The following is a 20363-nucleotide window of genomic DNA, read 5'->3' as shown; positions in this document are numbered from 1 at the left end:
AGCGCAACCGGACGCTTCGCCGGCATACTGACTCACTAGGAGTAGAATAATGATTACAATCAATATCTTAACACGTAACGCAATCTTGGCGGCTGCTCTAACTAGCCTGCCCCTAGTTGCCGCCGCCAAGGAGCGAGTCGGTTTCGGCGCTTCGGCGCTGAGCTCGGTGCACTACACCTACGGAGCCGCGGCCACCAAGGCGATCAACGAAAGCTCGGATATGCTCGATGTCACCGTGCTGGCCACCGGCGGCGCCGTGGATAACCTGAACCGTCTGCATCGCGAGCAGATCCAGATCGGCACTGGCACCTTCGCTACTTTTTACCAGGCTTATAACGGCATCGGCGCCTACGAGGGCAATGCCAATAAGGAGCTGCGCGGATTGTGGATTCACGCCCCCTCCACTCAGGCGTGGGTAGTGCGTGAAGATTCGGGTATAAGCACTATTGAGGGGCTAGAGGGCGAGTCCTTCACTCCCGGTCAGCGCGGCTCGGCCACTGAGCAGCTGGTCATGCAGATGCTCGAAGCGCTGGAAGTCAAGCCGAACTACTTCCGCGCCAACCTTGCCGATGCCGTCGACGCGGTGAAGGATGGTCGTGCCGTCGGCTACGCCAAGGCCGGTGGCGCCGGCAGCCTGGATGGCACCACCTTGGAGCTCAAGGCCACAACCGATCTCAACCTCTTGAGCTTCACGCCCGAACAGGTAGAACAGGTCAAGTCTGAGCTGCCTTTTATCAATTTCTTAACCTATCCCGCTGGTCAATTTGAAGGCTTCGGAGAGGTGACCACGCCGGTGCAGGTGATTGGCCAGATCACTACCCGCGATGCCCTGAGTAAGGAGCAGGTTAAGGATGTTCTAACGGGCATCTTCGATAACCGCGAGCCACAGGTCGCCGCCTTTCCCAGTTTCGGCAAGATCGACCCGCTCAGTGACTCGGTGGAGCTAATCACCATCCCTCTGCATGCGGGCGCCGTAGAGTTCTACCGTGAGCGCGGACTCAACGTGCCCGAGCGACTAGTGCCGCCAGAAATGAATTAACAACGACAGGCGTTCTGCGAGGGCTGCATGATGAGCGACGATTATGAAAGTGACGACAATCTTCGGAGTATGCCCAAGCCCCTTTGGCTCTTGGGGCTTTTCCTGGCAATAGTTTTGGTGGTTTTCCATATGTACACCGCCGGCTTCGGCCGGCTTTCACCGCTAAGCCAGCGGGCCTTTCACGTTGGCCTGTTGCTGGTTTTCTTGGCTGTGTGCGGATTCGGCGCCGTGCGGGGCGGTGGGATTCGTGCGGGCGTGAAACGAGCGCTGCAACTCGCGATAGCCATCTTTGCGGCCGTAGCCACCGGCTATATCCTCAAGGAGGAGACACGCCTCACCGAGTCCTTCGGAGTCATCGCTGAAGCGCACGAGATGGTCTTTGCCATCGGATTAACGGCCCTCGTGATCTATGCGGCCCGGCGCACCACCGGCTGGGCGCTGCCCATTCTGGCGGTTGGTATGCTCGCCTACGCCTTGTACGGAAACCTGATTCCGGGCTACTGGGGCCATCCGGGCATGCCCCTCGACTACTTGATCGAGCACCTGTATCTGGGCGCGGAGGGGATGTGGGGCACAGTGACCGGGCTGTCGGCCAACCTAATCGCCATCTTCATCATCTTCGGCGCCTTCCTGATGGCTACTGGCGCAGCCAATAGTTTCATGGATCTGGCAATGCTCATTGCAGGCCGCTTTCCCGGGGGTGCGGCGAAAGTTTCTTGTATCTCCAGCGCCATGTTCGGCATGCTCAATGGTGCCGCCGTGGCCAATGTGGCTACAACCGGCAATTTTACAATCCCTTCCATGAAGCGGCTGGGCTATCGACCCAGCTTTGCGGGCGCGGTGGAGGCCACCGGCTCCTCCGGCGGTCAAATCACTCCTCCCATCATGGGCGCCGGTGCTTTCGTCATGGCCGAGCTGCTGGGTGTGCCTTACACCACAGTCGTATACGCGGCGATCCTCCCGGCGATCATGTTCTTCGTCTGCGTCTGGCTGTCGATCGACGTCGAGGCGCGTCGGGAACAGATGCGTGCGTTCGACGCGTCCGAGATCCCCAAGGCGCGCGAGGTGTTGACCTTCCGCCGGGTCGGGCCGCTGTTGCTCACGCTTGGCATCACCATCGGCATCATGTTCTCCGGTTATACACCTGAGTACGCGGCCTTCCTCGGTATCTGCACCAATCTCGGCCTCTATCTGATCATGGGGGGCGTTGAGCGGGTTAATTTTGTCCAGCGCCTGCGCAGCCTGCTCAAGGGCATAGAGATGGCGGCGGTGAGCATCGGCAAGCTCATGCCGCTGTTGGTGGCGGCGCAGATAGTGCTCTCCTTGATCGGCGTCACCGGCATCGGCATCAAGCTCAGCGAGGCCATCATCAGTGTCGGCGACGGCGGCGGCCTGCTACTGGGTACCCTGCTAGCAGCGGTTGTGGCGCTGGTGATGGGCATGGGCATGCCCACCACCGCCGCCTACTTGTTAGCCGCCGCCGTCGCTGCGCCGGCGCTAATCCAGCTAGGCTTGGACCCGCTAGTGGCACACTTCTTCGTGTTCTACTCAGCTCTCTTGTCGGCGCTCACTCCGCCTGTATGTACCGCAGTATTTACCGCTGCTGCGATTGCCCGGACGCCTTGGTGGCCGGTGTGCGTAGACAGCATGCGACTGGCGCTGATGAAGTATCTGCTGCCCTTTTTCTTCGTGTTCCGCCCATCGGTGCTGTTGGAAGGTACTTGGCAAAACATTGCCTGGACCGCCTTTATGGCTTTCGTGGCATCGTGGCTCTTGGCAGTAGGCTCAGGCCGTTTCTTTCGCCGACGCATTCCGTCGCTTGTCGCCGTGGTGCTGGTGCTAGCAGGTATAGGTGTAGCAGCGGACTACATGCTAGCCGACGCGTTCGCGTTGGCTGTGGCCATTGCTACCGTGACGGTACAGCTGCTGAAGAAGGCCCCGAACGGGGTAGAGGTTGGCAAGCCCTCCCGTGCTAGGGGGTTGTGAGGCCGTCATGAGCTCCGCGACCTCCAGCCTGGCTTGGCAGCCTAGTCCGGTGATCGCCGGACTGATGGGGCGGCTGCTTTTGGTGCTATGGCCGGCGGAGCTGATCCGCCTGCTGTTCGACCCACCGTGGTTGGGCGGCATGGCGACCTTCGGTTTCTCGCTATATCTACTGCTGGCCTTCGCAGTAACTGGCTGGGCCAATCGGATCCTCGGGCTTGCCCTGCTCCTGGCCATCGCCGCGCTGGTGGCGGTTGATGAGGCCTGGCCGGCGCTGCTGGCCGGACTGCAAGCCTCACTGGTGTTCGCTGCCTTCCTGCCAGCGGTATATCTGCTGCGCAGCGTCTTGGCTGGCGACGAGAGCGTGCTCTCCTACCGTAGCCGGGTGATGGCGGCGCCGCTGACGGAGCGGCCGGGCTGGATGCTGATCGGTTCACACGTACTAGGTGCAGCGCTATCAGTCGGAGCCTTGGCCATCATGTCTCCGGTGCTGGAGGCAGACGCCGACGCCGAGACCCGCCGTGCCACCGCTTTAGCCACCATCTCCGGCATCGCCCTCTCGCTGCTGTGGTCACCGGTATTCGTGGCCATGGCCGTGGTCTCAGAGTTCATGCCGCAGGTGCCGCTGTGGCAATGCGTGCTGCTGGGCCTAGGGATGGCGGTGTTCGGCCTGCTGGTGGCGGTGCTGCTGCTAGGCCTTTGCAAAAAGCGTCGCGTGGTGCTGCGGGCGGTGGCGTCGCTGCGGCCCATCATTCCCATGGTGCTAGTAGCCGCTACAAGCGTGGTGGTGTTGAGGAGTCTGAGCAGCCTGTCCACCCTCGAATCGGCCGCTCTGACGCTGCTGCCGCTAGCCCTGCTGCTCTTGCTGCGGCAGCCGGCAGTCGGTCGCGCTCAGGCTATCGCGGTCACCCGCCGCGGGCTGGATGGGCTGGGCGCGGAGATCTCCATCGTATCGCTTGCCTTCGCGCTGGGCGCCGTTATGCGTGCCAGCCCAAGCGTGGAGGGCCTGGTGGAGGGACTGCTCGGGGCGGGGCTGCCACCGCTGCTACAGATTGCGCTAGTCGTCGGCGGCATGATCGCGGCCGCCGCCGCCGCCATCCACCCGATTGTCGCGGGCTCTGTACTCCTGGCGGTGTTTACCTCCACCGACACTGGGATGGCTGACCTAATCCTGGCCGGGGCCGTGCTGCTCGGCTGGTCTTGCGGCGCCATGGTGGCCGTGGCCGGCCTGCTGTTAATGGTGGCCGCCGACATGCTGTCGATCACGCGTCAGGAAATGATTCTCGGCCGCAACATGGTGCTCGTGCTGCTTTTTGCGGCCACGGGCACGCTCATCCTGGCGGCGCTCAACGCCGTCTTCACTACTTGAAAAGTTTGGGAGGTTTCATGCCCGCCTTTAAGAAACTGCTAATCGCCAACCGTGGCGAAATTGCGTGCCGCATCATCCTTAGCTGCCACGCCTTGGGAATTCGGACCGTCGCCGTTTATTCCGAGGCCGACCGCGAGGCACTGCACGTGGAAATGGCCGATGAATCCGTAGAGGTTGGGCCGGCTGCAGCCCGCGAAAGCTATCTCAAGGCCGAGGCGATCCTGGACGCTGCCCGCTGCACCGGTGCCGGCGCCATTCACCCCGGCTACGGCTTTCTCTCTGAGAATGCTGACTTCGCCCGCTCGGTGATTGCCGCTGGACTGGTCTGGGTGGGGCCGGCGCCCATCTCCATTGAAGACATGGGTGATAAGGAGCGGGCGCGAGATATCGCCAAGGCCGCGGGCGTGCCGATCCTGCCGGGCAGCCCGCGCTTCACCCTCGGCGACATGGCCGGTCTGGCGGAGGCCGCCGAGGAGGTGGGCTTTCCGCTGCTTGTTAAGGCTGCCGCGGGCGGGGGTGGCATCGGCATGCGGCTGGTGGACGATCCGGCCCAGTTACGGAACGTGGTGGAAGCGACGCAATCCATGGCCGGCAAGTCTTTCGGTGACTCCAGCGTTTATTTGGAGCGCTATGTGACCAACGCTCGTCACATCGAAGTGCAGGTGTTCGGCTTTGGCGACGGCCAGGGCGTGCACTTGTACGATCGTGACTGCTCGGTGCAGCGGCGTTTTCAGAAAATCATCGAGGAAGCCCCGGCGCCGAATGTCTCCGATGCGGTACGGGCCGAGCTCTTCCGAGCCGCCGTGTCGCTGGTGCACCACCAGCGGTACAGCGGTGCCGGCACGGTTGAGTTTATCTACGACACTGACCGGGAGCAGGCCTATTTCTTGGAGATGAACACCCGCATCCAAGTCGAGCACCCCTGCACCGAGTTAGTCACCGGGGTCGACCTCGTAGCTTGGCAGATTCAGCAAGCCGCCGGGACCTTGAAGCCAGTGCCGCAGGAACGAATCGTGGTACGAGGTCACGCCGTTGAGTGCCGGCTGTACGCCGAACGCCCAGAAAAAAACTTCCTGCCCTCGCCGGGGCTGATCGCGGGCCTGCATTGGCCGAACCAGGACGACGCGCTGCGGGTGGACACCGGCGTGCGTGCTGGCGATCGGATCACGCCGTTCTACGATCCGATGGTTGCCAAGCTGATCGCCCACGGCGCTGATCGGGCACAGGCGATCGCTCGGCTCAGGCAAGCACTGGACGAGTTGGTAATAGAGGGTCTGTCCACCAACGTAAACTTTCTCCGCGGGGTGCTGGACGACAGCCGCATGGGCACAGGTGCCGTGACGACCGGTTTCGTCGCTGAGTTTTTGGCGGACCGTAAGGCGGTGCCAATAAGCAGGGTTGGCAGCTGAGGGATGCTGGGGCGTGGCGTCCTGTGACGGACGGTTCGGCTTCACGTGGTGTTGGGTCTTGCCGCCGTGACCGCTCTTCGTAGAAACGCTTTGCTGCGTAAATGCCTTTGGCTTTCCTCGTCATTGGCGGCGATTTCCCGCGGTGGGTGTCGGTCGCTTCATGCACGGGCCTACTTTCATAGGCAATCCGCTCGCCTGTCGGGCGCAGGCGTGCCAGCTAGAATCCGGGTGCGGCACGAATTGGTATCGGCGGGGCGCTGTCCATCGTGGCGGAGGTACACGTCCTCGGCGCCATTTGCCTAGTCGAGCTTACGAAGCCCCTGGGTATGGGCCGAACCATGCCGAGCTTCGTTGAGTCCGGCGTGTGGGTGCTGCCCTTCGGCAAGCTGGTATATGTAACGTCGGCCTACGTGATGAGCGAGGCGGATCTCGCCATTCTCACGAAGTCTATTATGAAGGTGCTCGTCACCTCGGTGCCGGAGGTCCGAACATGGTGAGCGACCTAGAACGTAATCTCATCGAACGGGTAGCGGTGGGTGACATCCTCACCCGCAGCGCCGATCTCTTCCCCGACCGTCCGGCCCTGATCGAGGCCATCGGCGTCTTGAGCTACCACGAGTTGGCCACGCGCTCTGACCGTCTCGGGCACGCGCTGCTCGCGCTTAGCCTAAAGCGCCAAGACGTAGTGGCGGTCATGGCCGGCAACTGCCGCGAGCTGCTGATCATCTACTTCGCCTGCGCCAAGGCTGGGCTCGTTTGCTTACCGGTGAACCTGGGCATGCGCAGCCAGGAGATCGCTTACTGCCTGAACGACGCGCGGGCCAAACTGCTGATTGCCGAGGCCGGCCTGATCAAGACGGCCCGGCCGCTGCCCGAACAGGTACCCTCGTTGAAGGCAGTGTACAGGATCGGTGGCCCGTCGACGGAGGTGGCTAAGAGCGCCGACTCCTTCGAGGCGCTGCTGGCTGGTGGCCGCGACGGAGAACTGGAGGTAGTGATAGGCGATCGCGACCCGGTGCAACTGCTTTACACCAGCGGCACCACCGCCGCGCCAAAGGGCGTGCTCACCAGCCACTTAGCGGTGACACTGGCTGCCATGTCGAACGCGTTGGCCAACCGCATGAGCCACGAGACCACCATCTTGGGGGTGCTGCCGCTTTTCCATGTCGCCCAGCTCAACGCCACCAGTCTGCCAGTGCTGCTCGCAGGCGGAACGCTGGTACTGGAGCGCCGTTTCGAGGCAGCACGGGCGGCAGAGCTCATCGAGCGTCACGGCATCAGCATGCTGGTGCTGCTGCCGGTTATGTACGCCGCCCTGCAAGAAACGCGCGGCGGCCGGCCGCTGCCATCCGTGACCCGCGCTATCTACACCATCGCTACCATGCCGGTGGAGCGATTGGAAGTCATCCACTCTCTATTCCCCCTCGCTGACGTGGTGTCGGGCGCCGGTTTGACCGAGCTGCCCCGAAGCACCTATCAGCGCCCCGAGCACCAATGGAGCAAGGCTGCCTCCTGGGGCTCGGCCACGGCTATTACCCGCATTGCCATAATGGACGGCGAGGGCCGGCGGCTGCCTCGCGGCGAAGTGGGGGAGATTGTCTACCGTGGACCGCAGGTGATGAACGGCTATTTAAATATGTTGGAGAAAACCGCCGAGGCGTTCGCCCACGGCTGGCTCCATAGCGGCGACTTGGGCTGGATTGACAATGATGGGGTCGTGTGGTTCACCGACCGCAAGAAGGACTTGATCAAGACCGGCGGAGAAAACGTCGCCTCGGTGGAAATCGAGCGCTGCCTGCTGAAGCACCCGGCGGTGTCCGAGGCCGCTGTGGTGGGCGTGCCTCATCCGCGCTGGAATGAGGCGGTAGTGGCCGTCGTCATTCCCAAGCCGGGCGAGCAGGTGGACGAGGCGGGGCTGATCGCCCACTGTCGTGAGCACCTAGCCGGTTTTAAATTGCCCAAGGCAGTGCGGATCATGGAGAGCCTTCCGCGCACCGGCAATGGCAAGGTGCAGAAGCAACGGATCCGAAGTGAGTTGATCAGGCTGTTCGCGGGCACGGAAGACTAGATAAGGTGGCTCCTAGCCCGAGCCCTGCGCCTAAAGGCTTTGTACCATGTCCCACTCGACTACTAACGTCGTGACCGCAGTGAACTGCGCCGTTAGTCGCCGGCAAAAGCACCCAACGCAACAGCCTGGCGCTGAATGTGAGACTAGGTGACACGAATTAGCATTAAACATTAAAACACTAACTTTAACTATAAGAGGTACGTATGAGCCGCGAGTCACATGAATATTCCACTATAAGCGTTGAACGACGTGATGACAATATTGCGATCTTGACCCTAATGCGCCCTGAGGCGCTTCATGCACTTAATAGTGTGATGGCCACTGAGTTGGTTCAACAGTTCAGCGACTGGGTAGTGGACACTCAATTGCGCTGTATAGTGATCACGGCTACTGGGACCCGGGCTTTCTGTGTGGGGGCCGATCTCAAGGAGCGAAACCGTCTGGACGATGATGGTATCCGGCGCCAGCATGCTCTTTTCCGGTTATTCCTGACGATTCGTCAGAGCTTGGACGTACCGGTAATAGCTGCAGTTCAGGGTGTGGCACTCGGAGGCGGTGCGGAAATAGCGCTGGCCTCTGATATCGTGCTTGCTTCAGAGGAAGCAGAATTCGGTTTACCGGAAATTGGCCTTGGCATTATGCCAGGACTCGGTGGAACTCAATTCCTACCTCGAATTATTGGAGGCGGTAGGGCTCTTGAGATGTTGCTGACTGGCGACCGGATAAATGCGGAAGAGGCTCGGGAGTGCGGTATCGTTTCCCGAATTTTTCCTCGGGCAGACTTGCTCAACAATGCATTAGAGAGGGCTGAGCGGATCGCCTCGATGCCACCCTTGGCAGTCCGCTCGATACGGCGGGCTGTACAAATCGGAGGCGAGCTTGATCTCAACAGTGGGCTCGCTTATGAACTTGCGCTGCATCAGCGACTGATGGCTAGCGAGGACCGAGCAGAGGGGGTGCGCGCTTTCGTCGAGAAACGCCCGCCCTCATGGAGGGGTCGATGATGGGCGGTGGATATACCTGAGACCTATGACATTTTGGTAGCTGTTGGGTCCGGGGGGTTAACTGCCCGTTTGGTAAATAGCTTTGGCCATTTGGCTGGCGTTCGCGTTGATCCAATCAAAATGGCAATAACATCGATTGTGTAAATGTCGATTGAATCGCCCCGGGCATTTTAGAGCAGTCTTGCTCTGACCAGATAGCGGGCAGCGCCTGGAACAAGCTGCCAAGATAATGAAGGGATCATGGCGCTTGATGGCGATGGATGGGCGGCCTCTGGCTCGGCGAACGGAGGTATAAGCGGACATCCTCGTCGCGCGGCGGCCGCACGGCCAGGTACAGCACGCTGTAATTGCCGAAGACCGTAAGCCGCACTCGCTCGGGGGGCGCCCAGGCCATCGGCCAGTAGGAGTTGGAGAGCCGGGACAAACACGGCCGTCCGGCTGTATCTCTCTTGCCTACTAGCTGGCTCCGAACAGGGTCGTAAGGATGATGAAGGCGCCCATGGCGATCAGCATGATGAATGCGATGCGGCGCACAGCTGTGGGAGAGGCGGGCGGCGGAAAGCGACCGCAAAGCCAGCTGGCCAAGATTACAACCGGCACGGCAAAGATACCCGTGGTCAGGCCGGTGTGCATATCCATATCCGGCTCGGCGGCGACGGTAACCAGCCTCACAGCTGCCAGAGCGGCAAACCCCATTATCAAAGTGGCACGGATGGTAAGTATGGAGGTGGGCTGGCTGTACAAGTGAAACACCACCGGCGGGCCGGCGATTCCGAACATCCCACCCATCACGCCGGCGGCCGCGCCGGCGGCGGTGAAGCTCGCCGGCCCGGAGCGTTGCGTGCGCGGCTGCGGCTGAAGGAATAGTGCCAGCCCGCCCAGGATGATGAAAGCACCGACGAGCAGGCGCAGCGCCCATGTATAGTTGGAGCTGAGCATGTCCAGCAAAAACACGCCGCCGATTGTGCCTGGCACGAGACCTAGCATACTCATCAGCAATCCGGGCCAGTCGGTGTGGCGCCAGATCTTGGGTAGGACCACGGCGGCGTTCGTCAGCGAGAGTACGTTAAGTGCCAGCGCCGTCTCTGCCACCGTGGTGACGCCCAAGGTCACGCAGAAGGCCATCACCACCATTCCCATGGCGAAGCCGATCAGGGTCTGAAAGTAGCCGCCTATGAATGCGCTGGTGAGGAAGATCAGTAACGAGGAAAGGCTCAAGTCGTGGCACCCCGGGAGACTTCGCAGCTCTCGCAGTGGCCGAGCCCACGCTGCATGACAATATTGTTTACATGATTGTAATTATAAAAGTAGACTTTTTCCAGTGCGGCGGACTCATCCGTTACCTCAAGCCCGGCTTATACATGAGGCAAGCCTGAAAACGAAAATAGCGAATGGTATTCTCTATAGAAATAAGTATGTTACGTCAATGACCTGTTTCCATAGGACCATCCGCTATGGGTGAAAGCGTAGTGCGCCAGGCAAAGGCTTGTCGTCCGGTAAGTCGCGCGAAGGTGCGACAAAAAGGGCGAAGTGAAGCCCAGTGGGTGTAAGTCTCCACCCGGCCAAGGCTAGCCACCAGCCGGTAGCGAGTGTTGCGTGGTGTCGGGTAACCGCCACTGCGAAGCGTACGCAGCGAGTGGATAGGCCGTACGATTGAGCACCGAAAGCATCCTAGTCGCGGTCGTCGACAGGCTTACGGTCCTGGAAGGCAACACTGACCCATCGTACAGGCTTGATGGGAAAGGGCCGCCGATGTCGTAGAACAGGGCATGTCCATACAGGGGTTCCCCAGAAACATGGGAGGCCCGCCTTTCTCCCCCGAAAGGTGATAGCACAGGTGTCGGAGCCACCTATCCCGAAAGTTCCCGGTCCGGTGCTGTCGTGCCTGACGTACTAGGCGGGGTCGAGCCGTACCCGCGACGCTGGTGCTGGTGCTGGTGGTGCAGGAGCGCCCCGATGATCTGCTGCCGCATAGCTTCTTCTTTGTTATCAACCTCGGCAAGTTCGACTGGCCGCCGGAGAAGCTTCTGGCGTTGTACCGCAAGCGCGGCTGCGCCGAGGGGCATATGGGCGAGGTGAAGTCGGCCCTCGACATTCACCTCTCGTCGACGGATCGCGGTAACTCCACTGTCCAGGACGTGATGGCCCGCAACAAGGTGAGTCTGCTGCTGAGCCTCTCCGCCAACCAGGCCTTTACCTTGTCGGTTTTGTGTGTCCCATAGTTGACCATGATGAGATGGACATCGAGACCAGCTGGCACTGATCGGCCGATGGCATTGAGGAGATCCAGAAACTCCGCACTACGATGTAGACGCTCGATGCGACCAGTGACTTCACCGGTCGCGATGTCCAGTGCCGCAAATAGCGAGGTCGTGCCATGGCGCTTATAGTCGTGGGTTCGGGTTCGTGCTGCCCAAACGTCAGTGGTAGGCTTGGCTGAGTACGGTTAAGTGCCTGGATCTGGCTCTTCTTTTCGACCGAAAGCACGATCGACCGGTCAGGAAGATCCATGTAGAGACTGACAACGGCACGCACCTTGTCTGCGAAAGCTGGGTCGGTCGACAATGACTTTTCGGACAAAGCTTAAGACCTGCTGATGAGGCGTGCTTATGATGTCGCAATCTGTCTATCTTCTTCCGAACGTACTTTTGGCGTGCCGTTGATGAGAGGATCAACAAGCTCTGCCACCATGTTCAGGGCCTCTTTCCTTTCATCGAAGTAATCGTGACGGTCGTAAATGCCTTCTACGCCCTTGAGCTTGTGATTCAGGCAGCGCTCCGCGACATGCCCTTGCACACCAGCAGCAGCCAGCAAGCTGCGGCAGGTGCGTCGCAAGTCGTGCACGGTAAACTCGGCGATCTCGCCCATCCTGTTCTCTGGCTGCGGCTTCTTGCCTGGCTCCTTGCCGAATAGCTTGGCAATGGCGCGATTCAGTGTGTCCTTGCCCATGTGCGGCCGCTTACTGCTGCGGCGGTTGGGAAAGACATAGACCGAGCCGCAGGCGCGAATCTTGAGTTCCTCCAGCCAGGTGATAGTTTGCGGGGGGAGGGGGATGACAATCCCAGTACCTGTCTTGCTGCGCTCACCGGACAGATCCCACCGGCCGTTCTTGAGGTCGAATGCTGACCACTGGGCTTCGGTCAGCTCGGTCTTGCGCACCCCCAGGACGAGCAGAAGCGCACAGGCGAGATAGTTGTCGCGGCTGAAGCTGTCGTTGTTGTCCCTGTAGATTCGAAAGACCTGGCGAATCTCATCGAGGCTGAGGGCCCGATCGCGGCTTTTCTCGATACCGCCTGCATCGTTGACGTTGAAGGCCGCTGCCGGGTTGTAGGTGAACAGTCCCAACTTGATGGCGTGGTTGAACAGCTGCTTCAGGTACATCAGGGTGTCGTTGGCAATGGCCGGCCGGCCGCTGTTGGCTACCTTTCTGACGATGGCCCGAACGTCCATGGGCGTGACGCTATCCAGAGTGAGGTGCCCGATGGAGGGGGCAACCTCCTTTTCGAAGATTCGTTTCGGGATGCGTGGGTGCTTCAGGCGCTTCTCTAAGTCTTGGTACCAATCGGTGAAGAGATCCTTGACGGTGTGGATGGTGGCCTGCTCTTCACGCTTACGCTCTTCGATGGGGTCGATGCCGTTGCGAATGGCCTTCTGGGCCTCTACAGCTTGCTCGCGAGCTTCGGCTAGGGAAAGGTCCGCGTACTTGTCCAGCGTCAGCTCACGGCGCTTTCCAGCGAGCGTGTACCGATGCATCCAATAGGGAGCGCCCTTTTTGGGGATCATCAGGTACAGGCCGCTTCCATCGCTGTAGCGGCCAGGTGCACCGTCCTTGATCAGGGACTGGACCTTCTTGGCTGTGAAACTCCCCATTATCTCCTCCTGGCAAGCACCACCAAAATTTGAAACTACCGTTTAAATACGTCATTGCCAGAGAGGCTTATGCTCCATTAAAGGACTGTTTATAAAGCCTTTGATGGCAAAGAGGGAGGGTAATGGCTGCTCTGGATGGAAAGAAGAACTTCAGGGGTGAGCGTTTTAAGTGGGTAGTACTCATTGGAAAATTACCCCTCTGGGTGGGTAGCGCATCGATATACTACCCATTGTACTACCCACTTGGCGAGAGCCTTAGGTGGGTTTTGGTAGACGACTGTAGACAACCACTTTCTTTAAAGTGAAGAAAAACAATATCTTATAGGATTGCATAGATGCGTGTGGACGTCACTCGATGTTTTGGATCTGCTCACGCATCTGTTCGATCAGCACCTTGAGCTCCACGGCGCAGCGGGTCGTATTCGCCACGACCGACTTGGAGGACAGGGTGTTGGCCTCGCGGTTGAGTTCCTGCATCAGGAAGTCGAGGCGCCGACCCACCGGCCCCGGCTGTTCGAGCTGACGTTCGACCTCACCGACGTGCGCCGTCAAACGGTCGAGTTCCTCGTCGACATCGGCCTTCTGGACCAGCAGCAGGATTTCCGCCTCGAGCCGTTGCGGGTCGAGATCGGCCCTGGCCGTTTCCAGTTGCTCGAGCAGCTGGATGCGCTGGCGCTGGCGGATCTCGGGCATCAGCCGGCGCACTTCGGCGACCTGGGCGTTTACCGCGTCGAGCCGTTGGCGGATCAGTGCGGCGAGCTTTTCGCCTTCCCGGGCGCGACCGGCCACGAGGTCGTCGAGCGTGGCGGCGAACAGCGCCTGGGCCTGTTGCTTGACGGTTTGCATGTCGGGCCCGGGGATTTCCAGCACACCGGGATGGTCGAGCAGGGCCAGGGCATCGGGCAACGGCGCGCCGGGCACGGCCCGACGGACCTCGGCCAGGGCGACGGCCAGCGCCTCGAGACGCTCGCTGTTGACGGCCATGTCGGCCTCGGCGACGGCCGGCTCGAAGCGCAGCGTGCATTCCACCTTGCCGCGGGCCAGGCGCCGGCGCAGCGTCTCACGAAACAGCGGCTCCAGGTCACGAAGCCCCTCGGGTAGCCGGAAGTGCGGCTCCAGGTAGCGCTGGTTCACCGAGCGCAGCTCCAGCTGAAGGCTGCCCCACGCAGCCTCGTGGTCCTGTCGGGCGAAGGCGGTCATGCTGTGGACCATGGACGGAGCTCCTGAGGCCGGCGGGTCGAAATGATTCATCCGCCAGTGTAACCGATTCCCCCCGGCGACCGTGTAGAATGGCCCGCATCCGGCCTTGTGGCCGCGCCATTCCCTACCGATGAACTCAGAGAGCCACCATGTTTCAGAGAGGTACCATGTCCTCGGACATTCGACGTCCCAGCGGACGCGCCCCCGACCAGCCCCGCGATATCAAGCTGACCCGCGACTACACCCGCCATGCCGAGGGCTCGGTACTGGTGGAATTCGGCGATACCAAGGTGCTGTGCAACGCCAGCGTCGAGGCCGGCGTGCCGCGTTGGCTGCGCGGCAAGCATCAAGGCTGGGTCACGGCGGAATACGGCATGTTGCCCCGCGCGACGCACACGCGCGGCGGGCGCGAAGCGACGCGGGGCAAGCAGGGCGGTCGCACGTTGGAGATCCAGCGGCTGATCGGCCGCTCGCTACGCGCGGCGGTGAATCTCAAGAAGCTCGGCGAGTTCACCATCACCGTGGATTGCGACGTCATCCAGGCCGATGGCGGTACTCGTACTGCCTCGATCACCGGCGGTTGCGTGGCGCTGGTCGATGCCATTCGCTACCTGCAGCGCGAGAAGAAGATCAAGGGCGACCCCTTCGCGCAGCTAGTCAGCTCGGTCTCGGTGGGCCTGTTCAAGGGCGTGCCGGTGGTCGATCTCGATTATCCCGAGGACAGCACGGCCGGCACCGACATGAACGTGGTGATGGCCGAAAGCGGTGGCTTGATCGAGATCCAGGGCACGGCCGAGGCGGGTACCTTCAGCCGCGAGCAGCTCAACGCCATGCTCGATCTCGCCGAGCAAGCGGGCGCCCAACTATATGCCCATCAGCGTGAGGCGCTGGGCATTCGCGGCTAGTCGCCACTCGGCTCGCCGCTACTCACGTCAGATGGACTGCGCCGGCCTTATAAAGCCGGCGCGCGACGCAGGAGGAGCCAGCTCAGAGTGTCAGGTCGTACTCGACGATCAGCGGGGCGAAACGCGAGAAAGTGGCGTCTTCATCGATCCAGGCGTCGATCACATGGCGCCGGAAATTGGGTCCGACGATCTGGTAGTCGATCCGCCAGCCTTCTTGGCGCGAACGCGGCTGATCCTGGGCGAGGGCCGGCCACCAGGTGTATTCGCCACCGTCGCGGTTGATCTCGCGAAAGGTGTCGATGAAGCCGGTGGGACCGAATACCTGATCCATCCAGGCGCGCTCCTCGGGCTTGAACCCCGGGGTGGTCTGGTGATCCGCCCAGTTGGCCAGGTCGACCGTCTTGTGGGCGATATGCCAGGTGCCGCAGATGATGTACTCGCGGCGCTTGCGCGCCATCTTGCCCAGGTATTCCTGATACTGCGCCATGAAGGCATGCTTGGCGGCCGGGTCGCTGCCATCGGGCATCAGGAAGCTGGCGACACTGAAGCGGTCGTAGTCGGCCTGCAGGAAACGACCCTCATGATCGCACTGCGGAAAGCCCAGGCCGTACATGATGGCCTTGGGAATCTTGCGACAATAGAGGCCCACGCCAGCGAAGCCGTCCTGTTCGGCATCGAGGAAATAGCCCTCGTATCCTTCGGGGTAGAGAATGCTGTCGTCCAGCTCGAAGCTCTTGGCCTTGAGATTCTGCACGCAGACGACATCGGCATCCTGGTTGGCAAGCCAATCGAGAAAGCCTCGACCGACCGCCTCCCGGATGCCGTCGACATTGATGGTGGCGATTTTCATACATAGTCCCTTTTGCGTCGCGCGTGTATGATACCCGACGTTTCGACGTTTGGGTAAATGGCCTTTGTCGATTAGGCAGATAAGGAGCCCGCGGTGGACAATTCTGACCCCTCAGCGCAGCCGCAAGTCGCTATGCATGCCTATCAGCGCGAGTTCATCGAATTTGCCATCGAGCAAGGCGTGCTGCGCTTCGGCGAGGTGACGCTGAAGTCGGGTCGTGTCAGCCCCTATTTCTTCAACGCCGGTCTGTTTCGCACCGGGGGGGCGCTCGCCCGGCTGGGGCGCTTCTACGCTCGCGCCATTGCCGCGCAATGTCCTGACGTTAATGTGCTGTTCGGCCCAGCCTACAAGGGCATTCCGCTGGCGGCGAGTACCGCCGTGGCGCTGGCCGACCATCATGGCCGCGACCTGCCCTATGCCTTCAACCGCAAGGAGGCCAAGGATCACGGTGAGGGCGGCAATATCGTAGGGGCCGAGCTTGCGGGCCGGGTGCTGATCATCGACGACGTGATCACCGCCGGCACCGCGATTCGCGAGGTCATGGGCCTGATTCAAGAAGCGGGCGCCGAGGCCGCCGGGGTGGTCGTGGCACTCGACCGCCAGGAGCGCGGCCGTGACGACGCCGATCCGCGCAGCGCCATTCAAGAGATCGAGAAACGCTACGCCATGCCGGTGATCAGCATCGTCACTCTGGAGATGGTGCTTTGCTACCTGGAAACGCACGCCGGCGCCGCCATGCAACCTCACGCCGATGCCATTCGCGCCTATCGCGACCGCTACGGCGTGAAGCGCTGATGCCCGTATGCTCGATGTGGTGCTCTATCAGCCCGAGATTCCGCCCAATACCGGCAATCTCATTCGCCTGTGCGCCAACACCGGCTTTCGCCTGCATCTGATCGAACCGCTGGGCTTCGCGCTTGACGACAAGCGACTCAGGCGCGCCGGGCTGGATTACCACGAGTGGGCGCGTGTACGGGTGCACCGCGACTGGTCGAGCTTTCTGGATGAGATCCGCCCCACTCGGGTCTTCGCCGTCTCGACGCGTGGCCGCACCGGTTATCACGCGCCCGCCTACCGTGAGGGCGATGCCCTGGTGTTCGGCCCCGAGACACGCGGCCTGCCCCAGGCAATGCTCGACCAGCTCCCCGCGGCCCAGTGCCTACGCATTCCCATGCTGCCCGAGAGTCGCAGCCTCAATCTCTCCAACGCCTGTGCGGTGATCGTCTTCGAGGCCTGGCGGCAGCTGGGTTTTCAGGGCGCCAAGGAGTAAGCGATGTCGATCAAGCAACGCCTGGCCAAGCTGAACCCGCGCCAGCAGGAGGCGGTGCGCTACATCGATGGGCCCTGTCTGGTGCTGGCCGGGGCTGGCTCTGGCAAGACCAGCGTGATCACCACCAAGATCGCCTACCTGGTGCAGGAATGCGGCATGAGCGCCCGCCGGATTGCCGCTGTGACCTTCACCAACAAGGCCGCCCGCGAGATGAAGGAGCGCGTGGGCCAGCTGCTCAAGGGCAAGGAGGGGCACGGGCTCACCGTGTCGACCTTCCATACCCTGGGGCTCAACATCATCCGTGGCGAGCTGAAGGCGCTGGGCTACAAGCCCGGCTTCTCGCTGTTCGACCCCGAGGATGCCAAGGCGCTGCTGCGCGACCTGATGAACAAGGACGCCCAGGTCGAGGCCGACCAGATCAACCGCGTCCAGCACCAGATCTCCCAGTGGAAGAACGACCTGGTGCTGCCGGGCGAGGCGCTCTCGCATGCCGTCGATGACGACGAGCAGTACGCCGCCCGCGTCTATGAAGCCTACGTGCGCCATCTCAAGGCTTACAACGCCGTCGATTTCGACGACCTGATCCTGCTGCCGGTGGTGCTGCTGCGCGACGATCCCGAAGCGCTGGCACGCTGGCGTCGCAAGATCCACTACATGCTGGTGGATGAATACCAGGACACCAACGTCAGCCAGTACCTGCTGGTCAAGCTGCTGATGAGCGAGCGGGCCACCTTCACCGTGGTGGGCGACGACGACCAGTCGATCTACGCCTGGCGGGGTGCGCGCCCCGAGAACCTGGTCACCCTGGGTGAGGATTTTCCCCGGCTCAAGGTTGTCAAGCTGGAACAGAACTATCGCTCCACCGGCACCATCCTGCGCGCCGCCAACACCTTGATCGCGCATAATCCGCACGTCTACGAGAAGACGCTGTGGTCGCAGATGGGTGATGGCGAGGCGATCCGCGTGGTGGTCAACCGTCATGAAGAGGCCGAGGCCGAGCGGGTGGCCAGCGAGATCCTCACCCGGCGCATCAAGGCGCGCGCCGAGTGGCGCGATTTTGCGGTGCTTTATCGTGGTAACTTCCAGGCCCGGCTGCTCGAGCTCAAGCTGCAGCACTATCAGATTCCCTACAAGCTCTCCGGCGGCACTTCGTTCTTCTCGCGTGGCGAGATCAAGGACGCCATGGCCTACCTGCGACTGCTGATCAACCCGGCCGACGACAACGCTTTCCTGCGCATCGTCAACGTGCCGCGCCGCGAGGTGGGGCCGGGCACGCTGGAAAAGCTGGCCAACTATGCCAACGGCCAGGCCACCGGGCGCGGCATCTCGCTGTTCGCCGCCTGCCACGAGCTGGGTCTGGAACAGGTGCTGCCGACCCGCGCCGTCGAGCGTCTGGGCCGCTTCACGCACTTCATCGATGGCGTGCGTAAGCGCATGGACCAGGGCGACGCCATCGCTGCGATCCGCGAGATGATGCACGACATGGATTACGAGGCCTGGCTGCACCAGAACGCCAGTGCACCGACCATCGCCGAGCGGCGCATGGCCAACGTCTGGACGCTGATCGACCAGCTCGAGAATTCGATGCAGGCTGCTCCTGAAGACGCGAGCCCTGAAGACAGCGCGGCCTCTGATGAAACCGAGACCGACGATGTGCAATCGGCTATCTCGCGGCTGGTGCTGCGCGACATCCTTGAGCAGCAAGCCGAAGAGGACGACTCCGACCGCGTGCAACTGCTGACCATGCACGCCTCCAAAGGGCTGGAGTTCCCGCATGTCTACCTGATGGGGCTCGAAGAGGAACTTCTGCCGCATCGCAACGCCGTCGAGGCTGGCACGGTGGAGGAAGAGCGCCGGCTCGCCTATGTCGGTATCACCCGCGCCCGCCAGACTTTGACGCTGACGCTGGCCCGTCAGCGCAAGGCCTATGGTGAGCTTATGGACTGCGCGCCGAGCCGCTTCCTCGATGAATTGCCGGAGGCCGACCTCGATTGGGAGGGCCGCGCCGATAAAGAGGACCCGGAGAAGAAGCAGGCACGCGGCAAGGATGCCATCGCCGGGCTGCGCTCCCTGTTGGGGTAGCCCTCTTTTCGGACGCGCGCCGCAGGCGTAAACGACAACGGGGCGCCACCAGGCACCCCGCTTTTTCTTTTTACTTATCTATCATCTATCGATGAGTGAGAACGGAACTGGCCGGCTTATTCGACCTCACTGATCATGTAATCAACCATGGCCTGGATTTCTTCGTCGGAGGCACTGCTCCCGCCCTTGGGCGGCATGGCGCCGATACCGTTGATGGCGCTGGCATAAAGCTCCTCGGTACCCTTTTCAAGGCGCGGCGCCCAGGCCTCTGCATCGCCAAGTATCGGTGCGCCAGCCGCGCCGGACGCATGGCAGGCGACGCAGCCAGAGCTGCTGTAGAGCGCTTCACCATCGAGGCCACTATCACCGTTGCCTTCCGTTTCAGTTTCGGCGGCGGCTGTCTCGGTTGCCTCTCCCGACGCTTCTTCACCGCCTTCCGCTTCAGCGTCAGTGGAAGCCGTCTCGGTTGCCTCGCCCGAGGTTTCCTCACTCGCTTCAGCGTCTGCTGTTGCTTCGCCTTCGGCGGCGGCTTCTTCGCCTCCCGCCTCGGGCACGTCCATGACCGGCTCTACCAGGTAAGCGGTGGCGGCTTCGACTTCCTCATCCGACAAGTCGGGGTTGCCGCCGCGCGCCGGCATCGCATTGAAGCCGTTGATGGAATGGTCGAGCAGCGTCGCGAACCCTTTCTCGACCCGGTCGGACCAGCCGTCTTCTGCGCCGCGGATCGGCGCGCCGGCCGCACCGGATTCATGACATGCGGCACACACGTTGCCGTAGATGGTCTCGCCATCGACGCTGCCGGAATCGCCACCCTCATCGCTGCTGGCGGCCATTGCCGTGCCACAATCTTCGCCCTCTAGGCACAGCTCGCCCACCGGCTCCAGTCGTTCGGCAATCGCCTCGTCCTGGGCATCCTGTGCGAAGGCTATGCCTGTCGTCAGGCCCAGCGTGGCCAGACACCCCATGATCAGCTTACTGGATTTCACTCTCACCACCTCTCGACGATCCTGTAATCGGAAACACGCTCGGCACCACGACAGCCAAGGACACCATGACGCGCACATGAGAGATAGTATACCGACAACGCAATCGTCGGGAAAATGCTTCAGTATCGCCATTGGGCGTAGCCGACCGCCGCTGCTGGACAGTCGGCAGTGGGGCGGTTAGGATGTCGACCGCTCAGGCCGCCACGCCGAGCGCCACGCGCCCGTAGCTCAGTTGGATAGAGTATCGGCCTCCGAAGCCGAGGGTCGCAGGTTCGAATCCTGCCGGGCGCGCCATGAATTCAAGGGCTTACGACAATGTCGTAAGCCC

The 20363-nt window shown here is 61.7% G+C and carries 16 protein-coding genes, 1 tRNA gene and 2 pseudogenes; 13 read left to right on the top strand and 6 right to left on the bottom strand.

All coding sequences use genetic code 11. The features are described 5' to 3' along the window. Positions 1-49: 49 nt before the first annotated feature. From BM341_RS04920 to BM341_RS04890, 7 genes are all read left to right on the top strand, one after another. Positions 50-1039, top strand: a complete 990-nt coding sequence (locus BM341_RS04920; protein ID WP_089793526.1) for a TAXI family TRAP transporter solute-binding subunit — start codon at positions 50-52, stop codon at positions 1037-1039. Positions 1040-1066: 27 nt separating this feature from the next. After that, entirely contained in the window at positions 1067-3025 is a 1959-nt protein-coding gene (locus BM341_RS04915; RefSeq protein WP_089793524.1) for a TRAP transporter permease, read from the top strand. 7 nt (positions 3026-3032) lie between these two features. Continuing rightward, the gene (locus tag BM341_RS04910) at positions 3033-4391 is read left to right on the top strand and encodes a hypothetical protein (RefSeq protein ID WP_089793522.1); all 1359 of its coding nucleotides are present in this window, start codon (positions 3033-3035) and stop codon (positions 4389-4391) included. 17 nt (positions 4392-4408) lie between these two features. Further along, entirely contained in the window at positions 4409-5800 is a 1392-nt protein-coding gene (locus BM341_RS04905) for an acetyl-CoA carboxylase biotin carboxylase subunit (RefSeq protein WP_089793519.1), read from the top strand. A 326-nt stretch (positions 5801-6126) separates the two neighbouring features. After that, a complete protein-coding gene (locus BM341_RS04900) occupies positions 6127-6297 on the top strand; it encodes a hypothetical protein (RefSeq protein ID WP_175507800.1) in 171 nt (56 codons plus the stop codon). Further along, positions 6291-7868 carry a class I adenylate-forming enzyme family protein gene (locus BM341_RS04895; protein WP_089793516.1) on the top strand — a complete coding sequence of 526 codons (1578 nt, stop codon included), beginning with the start codon at positions 6291-6293 and terminating at the stop codon, positions 7866-7868. The genes BM341_RS04900 and BM341_RS04895 overlap by 7 nt, the downstream gene beginning before the upstream one ends. 203 nt (positions 7869-8071) lie before the next feature. Continuing rightward, positions 8072-8872 carry an enoyl-CoA hydratase/isomerase family protein gene (locus tag BM341_RS04890; protein WP_089793514.1) on the top strand — a complete coding sequence of 267 codons (801 nt, stop codon included), beginning with the start codon at positions 8072-8074 and terminating at the stop codon, positions 8870-8872. Between the two features lie 456 nt (positions 8873-9328). Here BM341_RS04890 and BM341_RS04885 read toward each other — a convergent pair whose 3' ends face one another. Beyond that, positions 9329-10090: a sulfite exporter TauE/SafE family protein gene (locus tag BM341_RS04885; protein WP_175507799.1), complete on the bottom strand. Its 762-nt coding sequence runs from the start codon at positions 10088-10090 to the stop codon at positions 9329-9331. 710 nt (positions 10091-10800) lie between these two features. Between BM341_RS04885 and BM341_RS04880 the strand changes: the two are divergent. Next, positions 10801-11061, top strand: a pseudogene (locus BM341_RS04880) (IS1380 family transposase); the annotation flags it as partial. Here BM341_RS04880 and BM341_RS19470 read toward each other — a convergent pair. The 3 genes and pseudogenes from BM341_RS19470 to BM341_RS04865 all read right to left on the bottom strand — a co-directional run. Further along, positions 11004-11437: pseudogene (locus tag BM341_RS19470) on the bottom strand (transposase); the annotation flags it as partial. The pseudogenes BM341_RS04880 and BM341_RS19470 sit on opposite strands and share 58 nt — an antisense overlap. A 42-nt stretch (positions 11438-11479) precedes the next feature. Next, positions 11480-12742, bottom strand: a complete 1263-nt coding sequence (locus tag BM341_RS04870) for a tyrosine-type recombinase/integrase (protein ID WP_089793510.1) — start codon at positions 12740-12742, stop codon at positions 11480-11482. Positions 12743-13090: 348 nt separating this feature from the next. Beyond that, positions 13091-13954: a YicC/YloC family endoribonuclease gene (locus tag BM341_RS04865; RefSeq protein WP_089793508.1), complete on the bottom strand. Its 864-nt coding sequence runs from the start codon at positions 13952-13954 to the stop codon at positions 13091-13093. 155 nt (positions 13955-14109) lie between these two features. Between BM341_RS04865 and rph the strand changes: the two genes are divergently transcribed. Continuing rightward, a complete protein-coding gene (gene rph, locus BM341_RS04860; protein ID WP_089793506.1) occupies positions 14110-14847 on the top strand; it encodes a ribonuclease PH in 738 nt (245 codons plus the stop codon). 82 nt (positions 14848-14929) lie between these two features. Here the strand turns inward: rph and BM341_RS04855 are convergent, their stop codons facing one another. After that, a complete protein-coding gene (locus BM341_RS04855) occupies positions 14930-15697 on the bottom strand; it encodes an exodeoxyribonuclease III (RefSeq protein WP_089793504.1) in 768 nt (255 codons plus the stop codon). A gap of 132 nt (positions 15698-15829) precedes the next feature. Between BM341_RS04855 and pyrE the strand changes: the two genes are divergently transcribed. Genes pyrE through rep form a run of 3 tightly spaced genes read left to right on the top strand, consistent with a single transcriptional unit; the run spans position 15830 to position 19049 of the window. Further along, positions 15830-16492, top strand: a complete 663-nt coding sequence (pyrE, locus tag BM341_RS04850; protein ID WP_089794174.1) for an orotate phosphoribosyltransferase — start codon at positions 15830-15832, stop codon at positions 16490-16492. A 7-nt stretch (positions 16493-16499) separates the two neighbouring features. Further along, complete coding sequence (gene trmL, locus BM341_RS04845) at positions 16500-16967, top strand: tRNA (uridine(34)/cytosine(34)/5-carboxymethylaminomethyluridine(34)-2'-O)-methyltransferase TrmL (RefSeq protein ID WP_089793503.1); 468 nt, start codon at positions 16500-16502, stop codon at positions 16965-16967. Positions 16968-16970: 3 nt separating this feature from the next. After that, positions 16971-19049: a DNA helicase Rep gene (gene rep / locus BM341_RS04840; RefSeq protein WP_089793501.1), complete on the top strand. Its 2079-nt coding sequence runs from the start codon at positions 16971-16973 to the stop codon at positions 19047-19049. Between the two features lie 116 nt (positions 19050-19165). Here rep and BM341_RS04835 read toward each other — a convergent pair whose 3' ends face one another. Continuing rightward, positions 19166-20035 carry a c-type cytochrome gene (locus BM341_RS04835; RefSeq protein WP_245784173.1) on the bottom strand — a complete coding sequence of 290 codons (870 nt, stop codon included), beginning with the start codon at positions 20033-20035 and terminating at the stop codon, positions 19166-19168. 217 nt (positions 20036-20252) lie between these two features. Between BM341_RS04835 and BM341_RS04830 the strand changes: the two genes are divergently transcribed. After that, a tRNA-Arg gene (locus tag BM341_RS04830) sits at positions 20253-20329 on the top strand. Positions 20330-20363 lie beyond the last annotated feature (34 nt).

Origin of the sequence: Halomonas korlensis (assembly GCF_900116705.1) — a bacterium.
Taxonomy (GTDB): domain Bacteria; phylum Pseudomonadota; class Gammaproteobacteria; order Pseudomonadales; family Halomonadaceae; genus Halomonas; species Halomonas korlensis.
The sequence above is the reverse complement of the archived record's forward strand: the minus strand, read 5'-3'. Positions and strand labels throughout refer to the sequence as shown.

Coding starts and splice junctions, on each gene's coding strand:
- BM341_RS04865 (WP_089793508.1), bottom strand. CDS start 13,954: ATGGTCCACAGCATGACCGCCTTCGCCCGACAGGACCACGAGGCTGCG.
- rph (WP_089793506.1), top strand. CDS start 14,110: ATGTCCTCGGACATTCGACGTCCCAGCGGACGCGCCCCCGACCAGCCC.
- rep (WP_089793501.1), top strand. CDS start 16,971: ATGTCGATCAAGCAACGCCTGGCCAAGCTGAACCCGCGCCAGCAGGAG.
- BM341_RS04855 (WP_089793504.1), bottom strand. CDS start 15,697: ATGAAAATCGCCACCATCAATGTCGACGGCATCCGGGAGGCGGTCGGT.
- BM341_RS04915 (WP_089793524.1), top strand. CDS start 1,067: ATGATGAGCGACGATTATGAAAGTGACGACAATCTTCGGAGTATGCCC.
- BM341_RS04890 (WP_089793514.1), top strand. CDS start 8,072: ATGAGCCGCGAGTCACATGAATATTCCACTATAAGCGTTGAACGACGT.
- BM341_RS04910 (WP_089793522.1), top strand. CDS start 3,033: ATGAGCTCCGCGACCTCCAGCCTGGCTTGGCAGCCTAGTCCGGTGATC.
- trmL (WP_089793503.1), top strand. CDS start 16,500: ATGCTCGATGTGGTGCTCTATCAGCCCGAGATTCCGCCCAATACCGGC.
- BM341_RS04905 (WP_089793519.1), top strand. CDS start 4,409: ATGCCCGCCTTTAAGAAACTGCTAATCGCCAACCGTGGCGAAATTGCG.
- BM341_RS04870 (WP_089793510.1), bottom strand. CDS start 12,742: ATGGGGAGTTTCACAGCCAAGAAGGTCCAGTCCCTGATCAAGGACGGT.
- pyrE (WP_089794174.1), top strand. CDS start 15,830: ATGCATGCCTATCAGCGCGAGTTCATCGAATTTGCCATCGAGCAAGGC.
- BM341_RS04900 (WP_175507800.1), top strand. CDS start 6,127: ATGGGCCGAACCATGCCGAGCTTCGTTGAGTCCGGCGTGTGGGTGCTG.
- BM341_RS04895 (WP_089793516.1), top strand. CDS start 6,291: ATGGTGAGCGACCTAGAACGTAATCTCATCGAACGGGTAGCGGTGGGT.
- BM341_RS04920 (WP_089793526.1), top strand. CDS start 50: ATGATTACAATCAATATCTTAACACGTAACGCAATCTTGGCGGCTGCT.